Below are 19,621 nucleotides of genomic sequence, written 5' to 3' on the forward strand. Positions count from 1 at the left end.
AGAGCGCTATGCTGGTTTGCTAAACAGGGGTTTAGTTAAGGTAAAGCGTTGCGCCCGGCCACTCTCCTTCCTGAACGAGTTCACGCATGACTTTGGTGAGTACGACGCGGGTGGCAAGGCCTGCGGGGGTCAATTCGTTATCCGATAAACTGACCAGAAAGTTGGGGCGGCTAAGTATAGGATTGTGGATCGGGATCACTCTCAAGACTTCACTATCAAGATGCGAAACGGCAGCGCCAGGCTGAAGCGTGGCCCCCAGACCGTTTCGCACGGACTGCATTAACAAGGCAAGACCATCAATCTCTGAGACGATATCAAGATGTATGGCGTGTTCCCTGGCCATTGTTTCTAATCTCCCACGCAGTCCGTGGCCCAGGCTCGGCATAATGAGGGGGATACCAGACAGCTGTACCGGTGATAGCGTGTCATCGGCAATGTTATCAAGCAGGGTATGGTGGGCAATGAGAAACAGTCGCTCTTCCAGGATAGGCCTGGCGCTCCAGCGAACGATTTTTTCCTTTTGAAAGACAATGGCTAAATCAATCTGACGGGTATTTATCATTCGCTCCAGATTGCCGGAAAGGCTTTCGACAACATGCAGACGCACGTCGGGGTAGCTTTCACGCATGGCTTTCATGAAGGGGATACCGAGAATAGAGGCGGTACTGGGTGCCATGCCTACGCTGACGTGTCCGGAAAGGCGTGCTTCTCTGGCGGCGAGAATCGCATCATCGGCATGGCGGATAGCCAGTTGTGCCTGTGAGAAAAAAGCTAAACCCGCATGGGTCGGCGTCACGCCGCGTGACGTCCGCTGCAACAGACGAATGGCGAGATCGTTTTCCAGCCGGGTCATCTGTTGGCTAAGTGCCGAAACGCCAATATTCAGATCGAGGGCCGCACTACCCATGCTGCCGGTTTCGACAATGCGGACAAAATAGCGTAACTGGCGAAGCTCCATCTCACTCTCCAAAAGGTGGGGGATTTTACATTAAAGCAACATTAGCGGAGAGGGAAGTGAGAAAAAGGAAGTACACACCAATAAAAAAGCCAACCCGAAGGTTGGCTTTACAGAATCCTGAAGATAATTACTTCTCTACGCCATCGTGCGCGTGTTCATCTTCGCGGCAGTCACCTTCAGCGCAGTGACCATACAGGTACAGGCTGTGGTTGGTTAAGCGGATCCCGTGTTTCGCAGCGATTTCACGCTGGCGGGCTTCGATGGAATCATCGCTGAATTCGATAACTTTGCCGCAGTCGAGGCAAATGAGGTGATCGTGATGGTGTTGCTGAGTCAGTTCGAAAACGGACTTGCCACCTTCAAAATTATGGCGTGTAACGATGCCAGCGTCATCAAACTGATTGAGAACGCGATAGACGGTCGCCAGACCAATCTCTTCACCCATGTCGATCAGGCGTTTGTATAAGTCTTCCGCACTGACATGGTGATTGTCTGGTTCCTGAAGCACTTCCAGGATTTTTAACCGGGGAAGTGTGACTTTCAGGCCAGCCTTCTTTAATGCGGTATTGTTGTCAGTCATGCGGAATCTGTCCTGTTGCTAAACGATTGACTTCCAAACGCGGAAGTAACACAGAGAGTGCACCGAGTGTAATGCGTCTCATTATAGAATGACGCCTTCTAAATGAAAACAGCAAGACCTGGGCGAATAAAGATATCGAAAACGAGGCTTGACCTGCAAACTCGCTAAATTCAGAAGATATTGTACAGATTTACGCTCAAAAGTTAAAAAATTGTAGCTATTATTTTGATTGCTTCTACCTATTAATGCGGCGCGATTTAACAATCACGCCGCATTAAACATCAGGCGTTTTTAATCTCTTCCAGATGCAGCTCTTCAGAAATCTGTTTAACCCATTTTTCTACACGTTCAGCGGTCAGTTCCGGCTGACGGTCTTCATCGATAGCCAGACCCACGAAGTGATCGTCATCGGCCAGGCCTTTAGAGGCTTCGAAGTGGTAACCGGCCGTTGGCCAGTGGCCGACGATGGTCGCACCGCGCGGTTCAATGATGTCGCGGATAGTACCCAGCGCATCACAGAAGTATTCCGCGTAGTCTTCCTGGTCGCCGCAGCCGAACAGTGCAACAAGTTTGCCATTGAAATCAATTTCTTCCAGAGTCGGGAAGAAATCGTCCCAGTCGCACTGGGCTTCACCGTAATACCAGGTCGGAATACCTAACAGCAGAATGTCGAATGCAGCCAGGTCTTCTTTGCTGCTCTTGGCAATGTCATGCACGTCGGCAACGTCTTTACCAAGCTGTTTCTGAATCATTTTTGCAATATTTTCGGTATTGCCGGTGTCGCTACCAAAGAAAATGCCAACGATTGCCATGAGTTAAATAACCTCTTGAAACTTAATGATATGGTGGTGGCGTATTGCCCACAGATAAGGGCAATCATAGCAGAACAGAGAAGGGTGCGGAATCAGCAATCGTACCGGACTGCACACTCTGCTACATGAAAGCGGGATTTTACGTAATTTTCAGAGCTTTTCCTGCGCGCGGAGCACGGCTAACTGGCTCATCAGAATCTCTTCGATAAGCTCGCTGCGACTCATATCGCGCGCGGTTGCCAGTTCGTTCAGGGCATCTACCGCGTCGTTATTGAGTTTCAGTTCGACGCGCTTCAGACCGCGAACTTTATCGCGTTTTAATTGATTACGCTTATTGATGCGCAGCTGTTCGTCACGCGAAAGCGGATTGGTTTTGGGTCTTCCCGGCCGACGCTCATTTGCGAACAAATCAATTGTCGTGCGGTCCGTTTGTTCTTTTGCCATGATTCAGAGTGACTTCGGGGAAACAAGCTACCGGGAAACGCCCGGTGCAGACAGCGCGCAATCATACATCAGTGCAACCGACACGCCAACGACCACGGCCATAATGGCGCGCGGTCGTTGAGTTTTTAATCAGTCTGCTAAATAACGGCGGATGGCGCGCAGTACCGCGTCCGGTTTTTCAGCATGCACCCAGTGACCGGCACCAGCGATAACATGCGCACGCGCCTGCGGAAATTGCGAGAGCAGGTCGTCACGGTAAGCTTCGGTAACGTAAGGCGAATTCCCCCCGGGAATAAACAGTGCCGGGTGATCCCACGCCGGAATCGTCTCCCAGCCGACGATGTGCGGGTATTGATCCCACAGCACCGGCACGTTAAAGCGCCACTCGCCGTCAACAAATGACTTCAGCAGAAACTGAATCACGCCTTCTTCGGCTAAAAATTCGCGCATGACGGTTGCGGCCTGCTGGCGTGAGGAGACGCCCGCGCGGGTGACTGCGTTAATCGCCGCAAAAATCTCATCGTGGCGACGCACATGATAGTCCACCGGCGCGATATCAATAGCGACCAGATGCTCGATACGTTCCGGGGCCAGGGCGGTCAGGGCCATCACCGCTTTACCGCCCATCGAGTGACCAATCACCGTGGCTTTCTCAATGTTGTGGGCGTCGAGGGTATCCAGTAAGTCTTGCGCCATCGCCGGGTAGTTCATCTCATCTGCTCGCGGCGAAAGACCGTGGTTACGCATATCGACTTGCAGGATATCGTGGTCGGTTACCAGGTCGCGTGCCAGCACGCCGAGGTTATCAAGGCTGCCAAAAAGGCCGTGAACGAGCATGATGGGGGAATTATTGTGCAGGTTTTGTGCAGATTGCGCTCGGGTATTCAATTTCATAGCAAAGTTCTTTTTTTCGCTCTGTCGGGTTAGGGTATTATGTTGGACATTCTCACATTCAGGGGCAAGATACGATTTTTATCCCATTTTTGCCGCTATCCTGGTATGACGCTATCCGCTGTTGGGTTTTGAACATATAATCCCAGCAACTTGTATTCAGAAAAATTATTGCACTGGATTAAGATGAAAACGATCGAAGTTGATGACGAACTCTATCGCTATATTGCCGCCCACACACTGCACATTGGCGAGAGCGCATCCGACATTTTACGGCGAATGCTGAAGTTTTCCGCCGCATCACAACCTGTTGTTGCTGCTCCGGTTGCCAAAGCTGAAGTCGCGCCTGCTCAGGTTGCTCCAGTTGCCGAGGTAAAACCGGTTAAAACCGCGAAAGACAAAGTTCGTGCTATGCGTGAACTGCTGCTCTCTGACGAATACGCCGAGCAGAAAAAAGCCGTCAATCGCTTTATGCTGATCCTGACGACGCTCTACAAACTGGATAACAACGCGTTTGCCGAAGCGACGGAATCGCTTCATGGGCGCACGCGTGTCTACTTTGCCGCCAACGAGCAAACCCTGCTGAAAAACGGTAATCAGACTAAACCGAAACAGGTACCGGAAACCCCATATTGGGTAATCACGAATACCAATACCGGTCGTAAATGCAGTATGGTGGAACACATCATGCAAACCATGCAGTTCCCCGCTGAATTAATCGAAAAGGTATGCGGCACAATCTAACCCTTGCATAAGAAGGATCAAGCAATGGCAATCCATAACCGTGCGGGCCAGCCTGCACAACAGAGTGATTTGATTAACGTCGCCCAACTGACCTCTCAGTACTATGTGCTGAAACCGGAAGTGGGTAACGCAGAGCATGCAGTGAAGTTCGGTACTTCCGGACACCGTGGCAGCGCGGCGCGCCAGAGTTTCAATGAACCTCATATTCTGGCGATCGCGCAGGCTATCGCCGAAGATCGTGCGAAAAACGGCATTACCGGCCCTTGCTTCGTCGGTAAAGATACCCACGCGCTCTCTGAACCGGCGTTTATCTCGGTGCTCGAAGTGCTGGCGGCAAACGGTGTGGATGTCATTGTGCAGGAAAATAACGGCTTTACGCCGACGCCTGCGGTGTCAAACGCCATTCTGGTTCACAACAAAAAAGGTGGCCCACTGGCAGACGGTATCGTGATTACGCCGTCTCACAACCCGCCGGAAGACGGTGGCATCAAATACAATCCGCCTAACGGTGGCCCGGCCGATACTAACGTCACCAAAGTGGTGGAAGATCGCGCCAATGCGCTGCTGGCCGATGGCCTGAAAGGCGTGAAACGTATTTCTCTCGATGCCGCGCTGGCGTCCGGCCATGTGAAAGAGAGGGATCTGGTACAACCCTTCATCGAAGGGCTGGCGGATATCGTCGATATGGCGGCTATCCAGAAAGCGGGCCTGACGCTGGGCGTCGATCCGCTGGGCGGTTCCGGTATCGAATACTGGAAACGTATCGGTGAATACTACAACCTGAACCTGACCATTGTTAACGACCAGGTTGACCAGACTTTCCGCTTTATGCATCTCGACAAAGATGGCGCCATCCGTATGGACTGCTCCTCCGAGTGCGCAATGGCGGGCCTGCTGGCGCTGCGCGACAAGTTTGACCTCGCGTTCGCCAACGACCCGGACTACGACCGTCACGGTATCGTCACGCCTGCGGGTCTGATGAACCCGAACCACTATCTGGCGGTTGCCATCAACTATCTGTTCCAGCATCGTCCGCAGTGGGGCAAAGATGTCGCCGTGGGCAAAACACTGGTCTCTTCGGCGATGATCGACCGTGTGGTAAACGATCTGGGCCGTAAGCTGGTGGAAGTGCCGGTGGGCTTCAAATGGTTTGTTGATGGCCTGTTTGACGGCAGCTTCGGCTTTGGCGGTGAAGAGAGTGCCGGGGCATCGTTCCTGCGCTTCGACGGCACGCCGTGGTCGACTGATAAAGACGGCATCATCATGTGCTTGCTGGCTGCGGAAATCACCGCCGTCACCGGCAAAAACCCGCAAGAGCATTACAACGAGCTGGCTAAACGCTTCGGCGCGCCAAGCTACAACCGTTTGCAAGCGGGCGCGACTTCTGCACAGAAAGCGGCGCTGTCTAAACTCTCTCCAGAGATGGTGAGCGCCAGCACGCTGGCAGGCGACCCTATCACCGCACGTCTGACGGCTGCACCGGGTAACGGCGCATCTATCGGCGGTCTTAAAGTGATGACCGACAACGGCTGGTTTGCCGCGCGTCCGTCAGGCACGGAAGACGCATATAAAATCTACTGCGAGAGCTTCCTGGGTGAAGAGCATCGCAAGCAGATTGAGAAAGAAGCGGTTGAGATTGTTAGTGAAGTGCTGAAAAACGCGTAATCTGATCGATTGTGAAAAGGAGCCGAAAGGCTCCTTTTTTACTGGCGTGTCGCCGAGGTTAACTCTCTTTAATCACGTAACACCACACCGCTTTGCGGCCTTCATGCTCCTGAATATAAACGCCCTGTAATTCCGGTGCGAAGCCCGGCAGCAGGTTGATACCTTCCTCCAACGCGGCGAAATAGCGAAGCACCGCACCGCCCCAGATCTCACCAGGAACGACGCACAAGACGCCCGGTGGGTAAGGGAGGGCGCCTTCAGCCGCAATGCGTCCTTCAGCATTACGCAGAGAAACCAAATCAACCTGACCACGCAGGTAGGCATAGTTGGCCTCCTGAGGGCTCATAACAACACGGGGCAGATGTGCTTTGCGGAACATCTCTTTTTGCAGCTGTTTAACGTTATTACGCGCATACAGGTCATGCATCTCCTGACACAGCTGGCGCAGAGTGTATCCGGCGTAACGTTGTTGGTGCTGTTTGTACAGGCACGGTAAAACCTCAGCAAGAGGAGCATCTTCTTCGAGCAATTGTTCAAACCGTTCGAGCAACGCAACCAGTTGTTGCAGTTTGGGCAAGTCTTCTGCTGGCGTCAGCAGGAACAAAATCGAGTTCAGATCGCATTTTTCCGGCACAACATGATTTTCACGCAAGAAATTGGCAAGAATCGTAGCGGGGACGCCAAACGCTTCATACTCGCCGGTTTGTGTGTTGATACCCGGCGTGGTGAGCAGCAGTTTGCAAGGGTCAACAAAGTACTGATGATCCGCATAGCCTTCAAAGGCATGCCAGCGTTCACCTGGCACAAACTGGAAGAAACGCAGGTCGTTGGCAATAACGTCAGTACCCCAGCTTTCCCACGGCTTACTGTCAATGGTCGTCGGTACAAACGGGCGAATGTGGTGGCAGCGGCTAAGGATAAGTTTGCGCGCTTCAACACCATTCTTCACGCAATCCATCCACATCTTTTTACCGCTCTCGTCTTTATGCATCTGCGCGTTGACGTCCAGTGCCGCAAACAGCGGATAGAACGGGCTGGTGGAGGCATGCATCATAAAAGCGTTGTTCATACGCTTATGGGGAACGTAGCGCGATTGCCCTTTGATGTGGCTGTCTTTTTTGTGGATCTGAGAGGTTTGCGAGAACCCAGCCTGCTGTTTATGGACAGACTGAGTCACCAGAATACCCGGATCGTTTTCGTTGAGTTCCAGTAGCAGCGGCGAGCAGTCAGCCATCATCGGAATAAATTGTTCGTAGCCAACCCAGGCTGAGTCAAAGAGAATGTAGTCGCAGAGTCCGCCAATCTTATCGACCACCTGACGTGCATTGTAGATGGTGCCATCGTAAGTCCCGAGTTGAATAATTGCCAGGCGGAAGGGGCGTTTTTCCTGCGCACGTGCTGGCGCCACTTCGGCTATCAATTCACGCAGATAACGCTCTTCAAAGCAGTGGGCATCAATGCCGCCAATAAAGCCGTAAGGATTACGCGTAGTTTCAAGATACACCGGCGTTGCACCTGCTTGCAGCAGTGCGCCATGGTGATTTGATTTGTGGTTGTTACGGTCGAAAAGCACCAGATCGCCCGGCGTCAGAAGTGCGTTGAGTACGACTTTATTTGATGAGGACGTGCCATTCAGAACGAAATAGGTTTTGTCAGCATTGAATACTTTTGCGGCATGCTGCTGCGCGGTGCAGGGGGCACCTTCATGAATGAGCAGATCGCCCATTGCGACATCCGCGTTACACAAGTCTGAGCGAAAAAGCGTTTCACCAAAATAGTCGACAAACTGATTTCCCGCAGGATGACGGCGAAAGAATTGCCCGCCCTGGTGCCCAGGGCAATCGAAGGCGCTATTCCCTTGCTCAACGTAATCGACGAGCGCGTGGAAAAAAGGTGGCAGTAGCTGGCTTTCATATTTCTGTGCGGCAGTTTCCAGCTGTCGCCCCTGATATTCCGCCGCTTCTGGTTTCTCTGAGAAAATAGCGGTAATAGATGCCAAATATTTCTCATTAATGTTTTGCTCTGATGCAAGAGTAACAAAAATGGGTATTGAATATCCGGTGTTATGAATACGCTTTAATACAGTATCGTTCAGTTCAGCATAACTCAGTACAATAGCGGCGACGTCAACAAAGTTTGTCGTGTCAAGTGATGTGAACTCTCGGGTAGTGATGAATGCTTGCGGGCAGGCCTTGCCCATGGCAATTTTTAATTTTTTCATGATGTCCTTCTGCCTGATAACGATATTTTGGCAAGTTAACAACTTGCCTGTTCCCTGAAGATGATCACGACGTCGCAGATTAACTGTCGGTTGGATGTTAGCAATAATTAATCTCTGCGCGCACGATGAAAATAGCGTTTTTTTGTGACGCTGCTCGATAAAAAAGAATAAAGAGAGACGAGATAATTCCATGAGATTATTCCATGGGATTATCTCGTGGAATATATTTGAAGGTTTATTTGTATGACAGGGAAATAACTATTGAGTTAAAGCATAAATCGATAGCCAATTCCCGTTTCGGTTAAAAAGTGGCGAGGCCGTGCCGGGTCAACTTCCAGTTTCTGCCGAATATGGCCCATATAAATGCGCAAATAATGACTGTGTTCCACCGCATTCGGCCCCCAGACGTGATTCAGCAATTGACGCTGGGTCAGCACCTTCCCCGGGTTATTGAGCAGTTCCGCGAGCAGGCGAAATTCAATAGGGGTGAGATGCACTTCTTCACCACTGCGCACAATGCGTCGAGCGGCAAGATCCACCTGCACATCAGAGAATGTCACCACCGGATCATTAGGCTGGGAACTGGCGTGGCGGCGTAGCGCGACGCGCAAACGGGCCTGTAACTCGCCAATGCCAAAGGGCTTGCTGAGATAATCATCCGCGCCCGCATCCAGCGCAGCGATTTTGTCATGTTCTTCACTGCGTGCGGAAAGGACAATGACCGGCGTGGCGCTCCACTGGCGGAAGTCGCGGATAAAATCGATACCGTCGCCGTCGGGCAAGCCGAGGTCAAGGATCACCAGATCGGGTTTGCGGGTCGCCGCTTCCAGCAATCCACGTTGTAACGTTTGAGCATCAAACACGCGTAGCCCTTCGGCTTCCAGCGCGGTGCGCAGAAAACGGCGAATGGCTTGTTCATCTTCAACAATCAGAACGCTGGTCACATATCCTCATGAAATTCTTCAAGTTCCGGTGGAGACTCCAGCGGAAGTGTAACACGAAAACAGGCACCGCCTTCAGGACGATTGCTGGCTGACAGCGTGCCGCCATGAATATCGACAATGGCCCGGCAAATCGCCAGCCCCAGCCCGACGCCGGGAATGGCGGATTCTTTATTCCCGCGGGAGAATTTATCAAAAATTCGCGTTTCTTGCCCCGGCGCGATGCCCGGCCCGTCATCCCAGATATCAAGGCGCAGTTGATGATTTTGCTCGCTGGCATGAATGCCTATCTGAGCCTGCGGCCCGGCGTACTTAACCGCGTTTTCCAGCAGATTAATCAGAACGCGCTCAAAGAGCGGGCCATCGACGTGAATAAGCATTAAGGGATCGGGAAGCGACAGCGCAATCTGCTGCCCGTTAAGGCCGGGCTCCAGCATGCGCAACGCACTGCCGATCACTTCTTCCAGCGTCAACCACTCTTTCTTAAGATTAAAGCCGCCAGACTGAATACGCGCCATATCCAGTAAATTATTTACCAGACGTGTCGTGTTTAACACGTGCTGGCGAATTTCGTTTGCCTGCGGCGCGTACGGCGAGCCGCTGCTGGCGAGATCGAGGGTCAGAATTTCCGCCTGACCAAACAATACCGTCAGCGGCGTGCGTAAATCATGGGAAAGCGCCGCCAGCAGCGAGTTGCGTAAACTTTCCCGTTCGCTGGCAAAACGTGCCTGTTCTTCACTGGCGGTCAGCGCCAGCCGTTCCAGTGCGTTGGCGGCCAGCAAAGTGAAGGTCTCCAGCAAACGTTGCTGCTCGGGGATCATCAACTGGCGCAAGTTAAGCGGTTCGACCACCACCAGCCCCAGCGTTTTGCTGGCGCTTTTTAGCGGCAGGATTTGGTACGGCACGCCGGGCAGCGTGTCTGTGCCCGCGCCTGCCGGTTGGCCTTTATCAAAGCTCCAGCGGGCGATAGCGTCATCCCACGGCGTCAGGCCATCCTGCGGCGTGAACGGTGTGAGCTTATCATCCTCGTCGGGAAGCAGCACCTGGCTGCGGGCATGGAAAGTTGACTGAATATACTGCTCGCAGGTGCGGGCGATATCTTCGGCGCTGCGCCCCACAGCCAGTGCTTTCGACATCTCGTACAGATGGCGGGTGCGCTGTTCGCGATAGCGCGCCACGCGCGCCTGGTAGCGCACACCGGCGGTCAGGTTGCCGATCACCAGCCCCACGGTGAGCATGACGCCGAAGGTCAGAAGGTATTGCACATCAGACACCGCCAGCGTACCGCGTGGGGCAATAAAAAAGAGATCGAAGCTAATAACATTGATAACCGTCGCCAGTACCGACGGCCAGCGGCCATAGAAGAGGGCGACGATCACAACGCCGAGCAGATAGAGCATGACCAGGTTGGCGGCGTCGAACGCCATTAACCACTGCGCCGCGATAAGCGTAATGGCAGTACAAAGAGCAAATGCCACCGCGCAGCCACGGATTTGCACCTGCCACTTGTCAAAGAAGCTGCGTGGATCGCGGGTTGATGAAGGCAGCGGAGCGGGTTTCTCATCCATCGCGACGACCAGCAGATCGAGATCCGGTGCATGACGGGCCAGGCGGTCACCGAAGCGTTCGCCGCTCCACCAGTGACGTTTCTCCTGCCTGCCGATCACAATTTTGCCAAGATTATGCTCTCGGGCGTAGCGGATCACCGCTTTTTCTTCCGAAGGATCGGAAAGGGTGGCGGTTTCCGCGCCCAGCTCCTGCGCCAGACGTAGCGAGCTGAGGATCGCGCGGCGCTGGGCTTCAGGCAGGCGATGCAGCGTAGGCGTTTCCACATACACGGCATGCCATACGCTGCCTAAACGCGCGGCCAGACGCGCGGCGGTGCGCACCAGTTTTTCGCTGCCCGTATGGTGGCCGACACAGAGCAGGATCGCGTCGCGGGTATGCCAGACTTTTTCCTGACCCTGCATGTCGCGCCAGGCGCGCATCTGTTCATCAACGCGATCCGCCGTGCGACGCAGGGCCAGCTCGCGCAGGGCGATGAGATTCCCTTTGCGGAAAAAATTCTCGATAGCGCGTTCGGCCTGCCCGGCGAGATACACTTTGCCTTCGTTCAGCCGCTGGCGTAAATCGTCCGGCGGGAGATCGACCAGTACCACTTCGTCGGCGGCATCAAAAAAAGGATCGGGCACCGTTTCGCGCACCTGAATACCGGTGACGCCGCTGACAATATCATTCAGGCTTTCCAGATGCTGGACATTAACGGTAGTAAAGACGTCGATTCCGGCTTCCAGAAGTTCGTCGATATCCTGCCAGCGTTTAGGATGAAGCGAACCGGGCGCGTTGCTGTGCGCCAGTTCATCCATCAGCACCAGCGCCGGACGGCGGGCGAGGGCGGCGTCCAGGTCAAATTCATGCAGATAACGCCCCTGCCATGACAGCCGCTTTTGCGGTAGTACCGTCAGGCCTTTGAGCATTTCCGCTGTCTCTTTACGCCCGTGGGTTTCCACCACGCCCGCCAGGATATCCAGCCCCTGCGCTCGCAAACGCTGGGCCTCCGCCAGCATCGCCCAGGTTTTCCCCACGCCGGCACAGGCACCAAAGAAAATCTTCAGCTTTCCGCGATGCGGGGAGGCCGTCTGCTCCAGCAGGCGATCCGGGTTTGGACGTTGCGGCTCGTCGGTCATCATCAGTTTTCCTTGTGGGCATCCAGCGCCATATTCAGCTCAACAATATTTACCACAGGTTGGCCGAGAAAACCGAGCAGCGGTTTTTGTGTCGCCGCGTCGATTTGCGCATTTAGCCACGCCGGTGAGACGTGACGCGCTTTGGCGACGCGCGGCACCTGCCAGCGCACGCTTTCCGGGGTCAGGCCGTAATCCAGCCCGCTGGCGGAGGCCGTTACCAGCTCCGTAGGAACGGTGGGTGGTGCATCCGGATTTGCTGCCCTCAGTTGGGCGACACGTTGGCGAATGGCATCATCCAGCGCCGGATTGCTGGCGGCCAGATTACTGCCGCCCGAGGCCATCGGGTTGTAAGGCACATCAGATGTGGTGGAAGGGCGACCGTGGAAATAGCTGGGTTGGGTAAAGTTTTGCCCAATCAGCGCGGAGCCGCGAACCTCATTCCCCTCCGTAATCAGCGAACCGTTAGCTTGTTCGTGGAACCACCACTGGCCGAGCGCGGTGGTCAGCAGCGGGTAGGCGCCACCCGTGAGAAGCGCCAGAAAGAGAAAAATCACAACAGCAGGACGAAGCAGAGACATGGTATACCTCACACCAGACCAAACAGAGTCAGTAACAGATCGATAGCTTTGATGCCGATAAACGGCACAATCAGGCCACCCAGACCGTAGATCCACAGATTACGGCGCAGCATGGCAGAAGCAGAAAGGGGCTGATAACTCACGCCTTTCAGCGCCAGCGGCAGTAGAAAGACGATGATCAGGGCGTTGAAAATCACCGCGCTCAGAATGGCTGAATCCGGCGAATGCAGATGCATAATGTTCAGCACGCCAAGCTGCGGCCAGCTTGCGGCAAACGCCGCCGGAATAATGGCGAAATACTTCGCCACGTCGTTGGCGATACTGAATGTGGTGAGTGAGCCACGGGTCATCAGCATCTGTTTACCGATATGCACCACTTCAATCAGCTTGGTCGGGTTGGAATCGAGATCGACCATATTGCCCGCTTCTTTTGCCGCCTGAGTACCGGAGTTCATTGCCACCGCCACGTCAGCCTGCGCCAGTGCCGGGGCGTCGTTGGTGCCATCGCCAGTCATCGCCACCATACGACCTTCGGACTGATACTGGCGGATCAACGCCAGCTTGGCTTCCGGTGTCGCTTCGGCAAGAAAATCATCGACGCCCGCTTCGGCGGCGATCGCGGCGGCGGTCAGACGGTTATCGCCGGTGATCATCACTGTCTTGATGCCCATTTTGCGCAGTTGCGCAAAGCGTTCTTTAATACCGCCTTTCACGATATCTTTCAGGGCTATTGCCCCGAGGACTTTTGCGCCTTCCACCACCACCAGCGGGGTTGAACCCTGACGGGCGATACCGTCGACCAGATGCTCGACATCCGCCGGGAAGTGCCCGCCGTTACTTTCAACGTGGCGGCGAATGGCATCTACGGAACCTTTACGGATCATGCGGTTATCGATGTTAATTCCGCTCATACGGGTTTGCGCGGTAAAGGGCACAAAGGTGGCGTGCAACTGCTGCACGTCGCGCTCCCGCAGGTTAAAACGCTGTTTGGCGAGCACCACAATGCTGCGGCCTTCAGGCGTTTCATCCGCAAGCGACGAAAGCTGCGCGGCGTCGGCCAGCGTTCTTTCATCCACGCCATTAGCCGGTAAAAATTGTGATGCCTGGCGGTTGCCGAGGGTAATGGTGCCGGTTTTATCCAGCAGCAATACATCGACGTCGCCTGCGGCTTCCACTGCACGGCCGCTGGTGGCAATCACGTTAGCCCCCAACATGCGGCTCATCCCGGCGACGCCAATTGCCGACAGCAGGCCGCCGATGGTCGTTGGGATCAGACACACCAGCAGGGCGATCAGGACGATCACACTCACCGGTTTACCGCTCCAGGTGGAGAAGGGCCACAGGGTCGCGGTTGCCAGCAGGAAGACGATAGTCAGGGCGACCAGCAGAATCGTCAGCGCCACTTCGTTAGGGGTTTTACGACGCTGCGCGCCTTCGACCATGGCGATCATCCGGTCAAGGAAGGTTTCGCCCGGGTTGACGCTACAGCGGATCACCAGCCAGTCGGAGAGGATACGCGTACCGCCTGTTACCGACGCGAAATCGCCGCCGGATTCACGAATAACGGGGGCCGATTCCCCGGTGATGGCGCTTTCATCCACCGACGCGCCGCCCTCAATCACTTCGCCATCGCAGGGAATAATGTCACCGGCTTCCACCAGTACCACGTCACCTTTGCGCAGTTCATCAGAAGGGACGTGGTCCATTTCGGCCCCGTAGTGCGGGGCGCGCAGTTTGCGGGCGAAGGCGGTTTTCTGCACGCTCTTCAGGCTGTTGGCCTGCGCTTTGCTGCGGCCTTCCGCCATCGCTTCGGCGAAGTTGGCGAACAGCACCGTAAACCACAGCCACAGGGCGATCGCGCCGCTAAACAGCGCGTTGCCCTGCAGGTGCCCGGTTGCCATCGCGAGGCTCATCATGGTGGTCAGCACACTGCCAATCCAGACGATAAACATCACCGGGTTACGCCACTGAATGGTCGGGCTCAGTTTTTTAATGGCGTCGAGTAGCGCCTGTCCAACCAGTTTGCGGTCAAACAGCGCCAGTTGCTTGCGACTCATAAACACATACTCCGCAATGCTTAAAACAGGGAAAGGTGTTCCGCGACCGGGCCAATCGCCAGGGCGGGAATAAAGGTCAGTGCGCCAACCAGCAGCACCGTACCAATCAGCAGGCCAATAAACAGCGCATCATGGGTTGCGAGCGTGCCGGGTGTGGCGGGCTGGATTTTTTTGTTCACCAGCGAACCGGCAATCGCCAGCACCGGCACGATGACGGCAAAGCGCCCCACGAACATGCAAAACGCCAGCAGGCAGTTCCAGAACGGTGTGTTAGCGCTTAACCCGGCAAAGGCGCTGCCGTTGTTGTTTGCCGCAGAGGAAACGGCGTAAAGCACTTCACTAAAGCCGTGGGTGCCAGGGTTGAGCATGGCGCTGCGCCCGGCGTCGGTCATCATTGCCAGCGCCGTGCCAAGCAGCACCAATGTTGGGGTCACCAGAATCGCCAGCGCGGTCATTTTCATTTCAGGCACTTCGATTTTCTTACCGAGATACTCTGGCGTGCGGCCAATCATCAGCCCGGCGATAAACACCGCCAGCAGAACGAACAGCAACATGCCGTACAGCCCGGAACCGACGCCGCCAAATACCACTTCACCAATCTGCATCAACCACATTGGCACCATGCCGCCAAGGGCGGTAAACGAGTCGTGCATCGCGTTGACTGCGCCGCAGGATGCCGCGGTGGTCACCACCGCATACAGGCTGCTGGCAAGAATGCCAAAGCGACTCTCTTTCCCTTCCAGATTGAGGCTGCTGTCTGCGCCCAGCGCCAGCAGGTGCGGGTTGCCTTTTGTTTCCGCCCACATCACGACTGCGACGCAGATGACAAAGATGATGCTCATCGCCCACAGAATCGCGCGGCCCTGGCGTTTGTCATTCACCACTTCACCAAAGGCGAAGCAGAGTGCGGCAGGGATCAGGAAGATCGCCAGCATCTGGACGAAATTGGTCAGCGCGGTCGGGTTTTCAAACGGATGCGAGGAGTTGGCATTAAAGAAACCGCCGCCGTTGGTGCCGATCATTTTAATCGCTTCCTGTGTGGCGACCGGCCCCATCGGCAACTGCTGGCTAACGCCTTCCAGCGTGGTGATATGCTGATACGGCAGCAGATTTTGCAGCGTGCCTTGCTGAATAAAGAACAGGGCGACCAGCAGCGATAACGGTAGCAGCACCCACAGCGTGATGCGTACAAGATCGACCCATGCGTTCCCGAGCGTAGTCACACGCTGGCGGGCAAATGCGCGGGCGAGGGCGAAAAGCACCGCGATGCCGCTTGCCGCCGACAGGAAGTTTTGCACGGTCAGGCCAGCCATCTGGCTGAGATAACTGAGCGTGGTTTCCCCACCGTACGATTGCCAGTTAGTGTTGGTGACAAAGCTGACGGCAGTGTTGAGCGCCAGATGCCAGGAGAGCCCCGGAAACCCCTGCGGATTAAACGGCAGCACGCCCTGGAGCATCAGCAGCGCGAACAGAGCCACCAGGCCGCAAAGATTGAGCAGCAGAATGGCGAGCGCATACCGCTGCCAGCTCATTTCGTCGGTCGAAATCCCCAATGTTCGCCACAGCACGGCTTCACCGCGCAGCGGTTCGTTTGCGATCATGCCCGCCAGCATTTTGCCTAACGGGCGCGCCAGTATGAACAGAACGACAAAGAAACTGGCGATAAGTAAAAATCCCTGAGCGGCCATCAGAACGCCTCCGCATTCAGCAGGGCGTACACCAGATACGCCAGTAACAGGAACACCAGCACCATGCCGGCTATTACGCCTGTAGTCACAACCCACCTCCAACACATTAAGTGATTGGATTAACGGTAGGATTTTCGGTGCAAAGATTTCGCAAAAATCAGGGGGCGGGGTGTAAAAAAAGTATAAAAATGGAAAAGACCATAATTTAACTAATGGTTAGTATTAATTTAACTTTTTTGTAACTCAGTTACGGCGAGAATGTAAATTAAACTTAAATAACCAAAAATAAGTGGTCGGATGAGTAGTAAAATTACAGCCAAAGCGGTATTATTTTAGTCAGATTACTGAGCTTTATTTTTATGGCGTAGATTGCCAGCCAACAGACACAAAATCATTCAAGTTGCATCAAGGCGGCAAGCGCGTGAATCCCCAGGAGCGTACAAAAGTACGTGACTGGGGTGAGCAAGCGCAGCCAACGCAGAGGCAGCTTGAAGGATGAAGTGTAAGGGGAGAGAATTATGGAACTGTATAAAGAATATCCAGCACATATTGTCCTTTTGCGTCGTACTTTCGCCGTGGCGGCTGGCGTGATTGCCCTGCCGGTCATGCTGTTCTGGAAAGATCGCGCACGTTTTTACAGCTATCTTCATCGCGTCTGGTCGAAAACCAGCGATAAGCCGGTGTGGATGGATCAGGCGGAAAAAGCAGCAGGTGACTTCTACTAAGCGCCGCACCGCCCGTAAATCAGACTTTTCAATAAGAACCGCCGTCATTTGACTGCGGTTTTTTTTATGCCTGCTGGCTACACTTACACCATGGATGTAAGGAGTCGGTATGCAAAAGAAAATCCCCGTTGGCATCAGCGCCTGTCTGTTAGGTGAGCCCGTTCGTTTTGACGGCGGCCATAAGCGTTTACCGTTTGCGGTAGAAGAGTTGTCGCCGTGGGTGCGTTTCGAGCCCGTTTGCCCGGAGATGGCGATAGGCTTACCCGTGCCGCGCCCGGCGCTACGGCTGGTGAAGGTGGCGGAAGACGAGGTTGCGCTGCGTTTTAGCGATGGTCGGGAAGGGGATTTAACCCAGGCCATGCGCGAGTTCAGCGCGCAACGCATTGAATCTTTCGACAGGCTTTGTGGCTACATTGTCTGTGCAAAATCCCCCAGTTGCGGAATGGAGCGTGTGCGCATCTACGAAGCGGACGGCAAAAACAACCGTAAAGCCGGGCGAGGTATTTACACCGAAGCGTTGATGGCACGCTTTCCGTGGCTCCCCGTGGAGGAAGACGGACGGTTGCACGATCCGGTGCTGCGCGAAAACTTCGTTGAGCGTATTTACGCGCTGCATGAGTTGAACAGTCTGCGCGAAGAAGGCCTCACGCGCGGCAAACTGATTGCTTATCACAGCCGCTATAAACTCTCACTGTTGGCCCATTCACAGCCCGATTACCGCGAACTGGGGCGTTTTGTCGCCACGTTACATGAATGGGAATCGCTGGACGCGTGGTTTATTGCTTATCGCCAGCGGTTGATGAATCTGCTTTCCATTCCGGCCACCCGGCGTAATCACACCAATGTGCTGATGCACGTGCAGGGCTATTTCCGAAAACAGCTTAATAGCCGCCAGCGCCAGGAGCTTTCAAACCTGATTGAGGGCTATCGTCTGGCCACGCAGCCGCTGCTTGCGCCCGTTACCCTCCTCAAACACTATATGGCAGAATTTCCCGACACCTATCTCGCCACACAACGCTATTTCGACCCCTGGCCGGAGGCCCTTCGTTTACGTTATGGATCTTAATGCAGGAGCGCTATGCCCACCCATTTGATGTGGTTTCGCCACGATTTACGCCTGAATGACAATCTTGCGCTATCCGCTGCCTGTCGCTCTGCCGATGCGACGGTGATAGCGCTGTACATTGCCACGCCAAAGCAGTGGCAGCAACATGCGATGTCGCCCAGACAGGCGGCGTATATTTATGCCCAACTCACCGCGTTACGGGCGTCGCTGAAAGAAAAGGGGATCCCGTTGGCGTTTGTGGAGGTCGATGACTTCGCCGCAAGCGTAGTGGTGTTAAAAAGTTTTTGTGAAGAGCATGGGGTGACCGATCTTTTCTACAACTATCAATACGAAGTGAACGAGCGCCAGCGCGATGCGACGGTTGAAAAAACGCTGGACGGGGTGCGCTGTCAGGGATTTGATGACAGCGTGATCCTGCCGCCGGGCGCGGTGATGACCGGCAATCATGAGATGTATAAAGTGTTCACCCCGTTTAAAAAGGCGTGGCTGACACGCCTTAATGATGGCATGCCTGAGTGCGTCGCGGCCCCCGCGACGCGCAAAAACGCGGCGCACAACGTGACGTGTGCGCCCATCAAATTCAGCTATCCGCAGCAGGATTTTGATGCGTCGCTTTTTGCTCCAGATGAAAAGAGCGTGCTTCACCAGTTACGGCAGTTTTGCCAGCAGGGAGCCGGCGAGTACGCCTCTCAGCGTGATTTTCCGGCGATTGAGGGTACCAGTCGTTTATCTGCAGCGCTTGCTGTTGGGGCAGTCTCCCCGCGTCAGTGCCTGCATCGTCTGCTGACCGAACAGCCTAAAACGCTGGATGACGGGCCCGGAAGCGTCTGGCTTAACGAGCTTATCTGGCGCGAATTTTACCGTCACCTGATGACCTATAATCCGGCGTTGTGTAAACACCGCCCGTTTATCGGCTGGACGGAAGGGGTGAAATGGCGCGTCTCGCCTGAACATTTGAAGGCCTGGCAGGAGGGGCAGACGGGCTATCCGATAGTTGACGCGGCAATGCGTCAACTTAACGCCACAGGCTGGATGCATAACCGCCTGCGCATGATCACCGCCAGTTTTCTGGTGAAAGATCTGCTCATCGACTGGCGCGAAGGTGAACGTTACTTTATGTCGCAGTTGATTGATGGCGATCTGGCGGCGAACAACGGTGGCTGGCAGTGGGCGGCGTCTACCGGCACGGATGCAGCGCCTTACTTCCGCATCTTCAACCCGACCACTCAGGGCGAACGGTTTGATAAAGAGGGCCAGTTTATTCGCGAGTGGGTCGGAGAGTTAGCGGAGGTTCCGCAAAAAGCGATTCATGAACCGTGGAAGTGGGCGGATAAAGAGGGCGTTACGCTTGCGTATCCGCGCCCGATTGTTTGCCACAAACAGGCGCGGAGTGAAACGCTTGCCGCCTATGAAGCGGCGCGGAAAGCGTGATGCTATCAGATTGCTGACAAAGTGCGCTTTGTTGTTGCCGGATGCGGCGTAAACGCTTTATCCGGCCTACAAAATATTGCAAATTCAATATATTGCAGAAACCTTGTAGGCCTGATAAGCGTAGCGCATCAGG

General features: G+C 54.6%; 17 protein-coding genes. 5 read left to right on the forward strand and 12 right to left on the reverse strand.

Annotated elements, in window-relative coordinates:
- Positions 1-31 precede the first annotated feature (31 nt).
- From tcuR to ybfF, 5 genes are all read right to left on the reverse strand, one after another.
- Entirely contained in the window at positions 32-958 is a 927-nt protein-coding gene (gene tcuR, locus DBY68_RS06145; protein ID WP_108473907.1) for a tricarballylate utilization LysR family transcriptional regulator TcuR, read from the reverse strand.
- Positions 959-1,085: 127 nt separating this feature from the next.
- Positions 1,086-1,538 carry a ferric iron uptake transcriptional regulator gene (gene fur, locus DBY68_RS06150; RefSeq protein WP_013367108.1) on the reverse strand — a complete coding sequence of 151 codons (453 nt, stop codon included), beginning with the start codon at positions 1,536-1,538 and terminating at the stop codon, positions 1,086-1,088.
- Between the two features lie 281 nt (positions 1,539-1,819).
- Positions 1,820-2,350, reverse strand: a complete 531-nt coding sequence (gene fldA / locus DBY68_RS06155) for a flavodoxin FldA (RefSeq protein WP_108473906.1) — start codon at positions 2,348-2,350, stop codon at positions 1,820-1,822.
- A gap of 150 nt (positions 2,351-2,500) precedes the next feature.
- Entirely contained in the window at positions 2,501-2,794 is a 294-nt protein-coding gene (gene ybfE, locus DBY68_RS06160) for a LexA regulated protein (RefSeq protein WP_015965345.1), read from the reverse strand.
- A 129-nt stretch (positions 2,795-2,923) separates the two neighbouring features.
- A complete protein-coding gene (gene ybfF, locus DBY68_RS06165; protein ID WP_108473905.1) occupies positions 2,924-3,688 on the reverse strand; it encodes an esterase in 765 nt (254 codons plus the stop codon).
- A 183-nt stretch (positions 3,689-3,871) separates the two neighbouring features.
- On the opposite strand from ybfF, the gene seqA reads away from it, so the two are divergent.
- Positions 3,872-4,429 (forward strand): replication initiation negative regulator SeqA, encoded by a 558-nt coding sequence (seqA, locus tag DBY68_RS06170; protein WP_015965343.1) that lies wholly within the window; start codon positions 3,872-3,874, stop codon positions 4,427-4,429.
- Positions 4,430-4,453: 24 nt separating this feature from the next.
- Complete coding sequence (gene pgm / locus DBY68_RS06175) at positions 4,454-6,094, forward strand: phosphoglucomutase (alpha-D-glucose-1,6-bisphosphate-dependent) (protein WP_108473903.1); 1,641 nt, start codon at positions 4,454-4,456, stop codon at positions 6,092-6,094.
- A gap of 58 nt (positions 6,095-6,152) precedes the next feature.
- Here pgm and speF read toward each other — a convergent pair whose 3' ends face one another.
- The 7 genes from speF to kdpF all read right to left on the reverse strand — a co-directional run bounded on the left by speF (position 6,153) and on the right by kdpF (position 16,355).
- Positions 6,153-8,315 (reverse strand): ornithine decarboxylase SpeF, encoded by a 2,163-nt coding sequence (speF, locus tag DBY68_RS06180; protein WP_108473902.1) that lies wholly within the window; start codon positions 8,313-8,315, stop codon positions 6,153-6,155.
- 266 nt (positions 8,316-8,581) lie between these two features.
- On the reverse strand, positions 8,582-9,259 hold the full coding sequence (gene kdpE, locus DBY68_RS06185; protein WP_108473901.1) for a two-component system response regulator KdpE: 678 nt from the start codon (positions 9,257-9,259) through the stop codon (positions 8,582-8,584).
- Positions 9,256-11,943, reverse strand: coding sequence for a two-component system sensor histidine kinase KdpD (kdpD, locus tag DBY68_RS06190; RefSeq protein WP_108474101.1), 2,688 nt, complete (start codon positions 11,941-11,943; stop codon positions 9,256-9,258). The genes kdpE and kdpD overlap by 4 nt, the downstream gene beginning before the upstream one ends.
- A 2-nt stretch (positions 11,944-11,945) precedes the next feature.
- Positions 11,946-12,521 carry a potassium-transporting ATPase subunit KdpC gene (gene kdpC / locus DBY68_RS06195; RefSeq protein ID WP_108473900.1) on the reverse strand — a complete coding sequence of 192 codons (576 nt, stop codon included), beginning with the start codon at positions 12,519-12,521 and terminating at the stop codon, positions 11,946-11,948.
- A gap of 8 nt (positions 12,522-12,529) precedes the next feature.
- Entirely contained in the window at positions 12,530-14,578 is a 2,049-nt protein-coding gene (gene kdpB, locus DBY68_RS06200; RefSeq protein ID WP_108473899.1) for a potassium-transporting ATPase subunit KdpB, read from the reverse strand.
- Between the two features lie 20 nt (positions 14,579-14,598).
- On the reverse strand, positions 14,599-16,266 hold the full coding sequence (gene kdpA / locus DBY68_RS06205) for a potassium-transporting ATPase subunit KdpA (RefSeq protein WP_108473898.1): 1,668 nt from the start codon (positions 16,264-16,266) through the stop codon (positions 14,599-14,601).
- Positions 16,266-16,355, reverse strand: a complete 90-nt coding sequence (gene kdpF, locus DBY68_RS06210) for a K(+)-transporting ATPase subunit F (RefSeq protein ID WP_108473897.1) — start codon at positions 16,353-16,355, stop codon at positions 16,266-16,268. The genes kdpA and kdpF overlap by 1 nt, the downstream gene beginning before the upstream one ends.
- A 429-nt stretch (positions 16,356-16,784) precedes the next feature.
- Between kdpF and DBY68_RS06215 the strand changes: the two genes are divergently transcribed.
- From DBY68_RS06215 to phrB, 3 genes are all read left to right on the forward strand, one after another.
- Positions 16,785-16,991, forward strand: a complete 207-nt coding sequence (locus DBY68_RS06215) for a YbfA family protein (protein WP_108473896.1) — start codon at positions 16,785-16,787, stop codon at positions 16,989-16,991.
- A gap of 109 nt (positions 16,992-17,100) precedes the next feature.
- Positions 17,101-18,057: a DUF523 and DUF1722 domain-containing protein gene (locus tag DBY68_RS06220; RefSeq protein WP_108473895.1), complete on the forward strand. Its 957-nt coding sequence runs from the start codon at positions 17,101-17,103 to the stop codon at positions 18,055-18,057.
- Positions 18,058-18,069: 12 nt separating this feature from the next.
- Positions 18,070-19,488, forward strand: coding sequence for a deoxyribodipyrimidine photo-lyase (gene phrB, locus DBY68_RS06225; RefSeq protein WP_108473894.1), 1,419 nt, complete (start codon positions 18,070-18,072; stop codon positions 19,486-19,488).
- Positions 19,489-19,621 lie beyond the last annotated feature (133 nt).

It is taken from the genome of Pseudocitrobacter sp. RIT415 (assembly GCF_003057695.2).
Taxonomy (GTDB): Bacteria; Pseudomonadota; Gammaproteobacteria; order Enterobacterales; family Enterobacteriaceae; genus Pseudocitrobacter; species Pseudocitrobacter faecalis.

Excerpts from the sequence above, each read along its gene's own strand:
- DBY68_RS06220 (WP_108473895.1), top strand. The coding sequence starts at position 17,101 with ATGCAAAAGAAAATCCCCGTTGGCATCAGCGCCTGTCTGTTAGGTGAG.
- fur (WP_013367108.1), bottom strand. The coding sequence starts at position 1,538 with ATGACTGACAACAATACCGCATTAAAGAAGGCTGGCCTGAAAGTCACA.
- speF (WP_108473902.1), bottom strand. The coding sequence starts at position 8,315 with ATGAAAAAATTAAAAATTGCCATGGGCAAGGCCTGCCCGCAAGCATTC.
- seqA (WP_015965343.1), top strand. The coding sequence starts at position 3,872 with ATGAAAACGATCGAAGTTGATGACGAACTCTATCGCTATATTGCCGCC.
- pgm (WP_108473903.1), top strand. The coding sequence starts at position 4,454 with ATGGCAATCCATAACCGTGCGGGCCAGCCTGCACAACAGAGTGATTTG.
- kdpC (WP_108473900.1), bottom strand. The coding sequence starts at position 12,521 with ATGTCTCTGCTTCGTCCTGCTGTTGTGATTTTTCTCTTTCTGGCGCTT.
- DBY68_RS06215 (WP_108473896.1), top strand. The coding sequence starts at position 16,785 with ATGGAACTGTATAAAGAATATCCAGCACATATTGTCCTTTTGCGTCGT.
- ybfF (WP_108473905.1), bottom strand. The coding sequence starts at position 3,688 with ATGAAATTGAATACCCGAGCGCAATCTGCACAAAACCTGCACAATAAT.
- fldA (WP_108473906.1), bottom strand. The coding sequence starts at position 2,350 with ATGGCAATCGTTGGCATTTTCTTTGGTAGCGACACCGGCAATACCGAA.
- tcuR (WP_108473907.1), bottom strand. The coding sequence starts at position 958 with ATGGAGCTTCGCCAGTTACGCTATTTTGTCCGCATTGTCGAAACCGGC.
- kdpD (WP_108474101.1), bottom strand. The coding sequence starts at position 11,943 with ATGACCGACGAGCCGCAACGTCCAAACCCGGATCGCCTGCTGGAGCAG.
- kdpB (WP_108473899.1), bottom strand. The coding sequence starts at position 14,578 with ATGAGTCGCAAGCAACTGGCGCTGTTTGACCGCAAACTGGTTGGACAG.
- phrB (WP_108473894.1), top strand. The coding sequence starts at position 18,070 with ATGCCCACCCATTTGATGTGGTTTCGCCACGATTTACGCCTGAATGAC.
- kdpA (WP_108473898.1), bottom strand. The coding sequence starts at position 16,266 with ATGGCCGCTCAGGGATTTTTACTTATCGCCAGTTTCTTTGTCGTTCTG.
- ybfE (WP_015965345.1), bottom strand. The coding sequence starts at position 2,794 with ATGGCAAAAGAACAAACGGACCGCACGACAATTGATTTGTTCGCAAAT.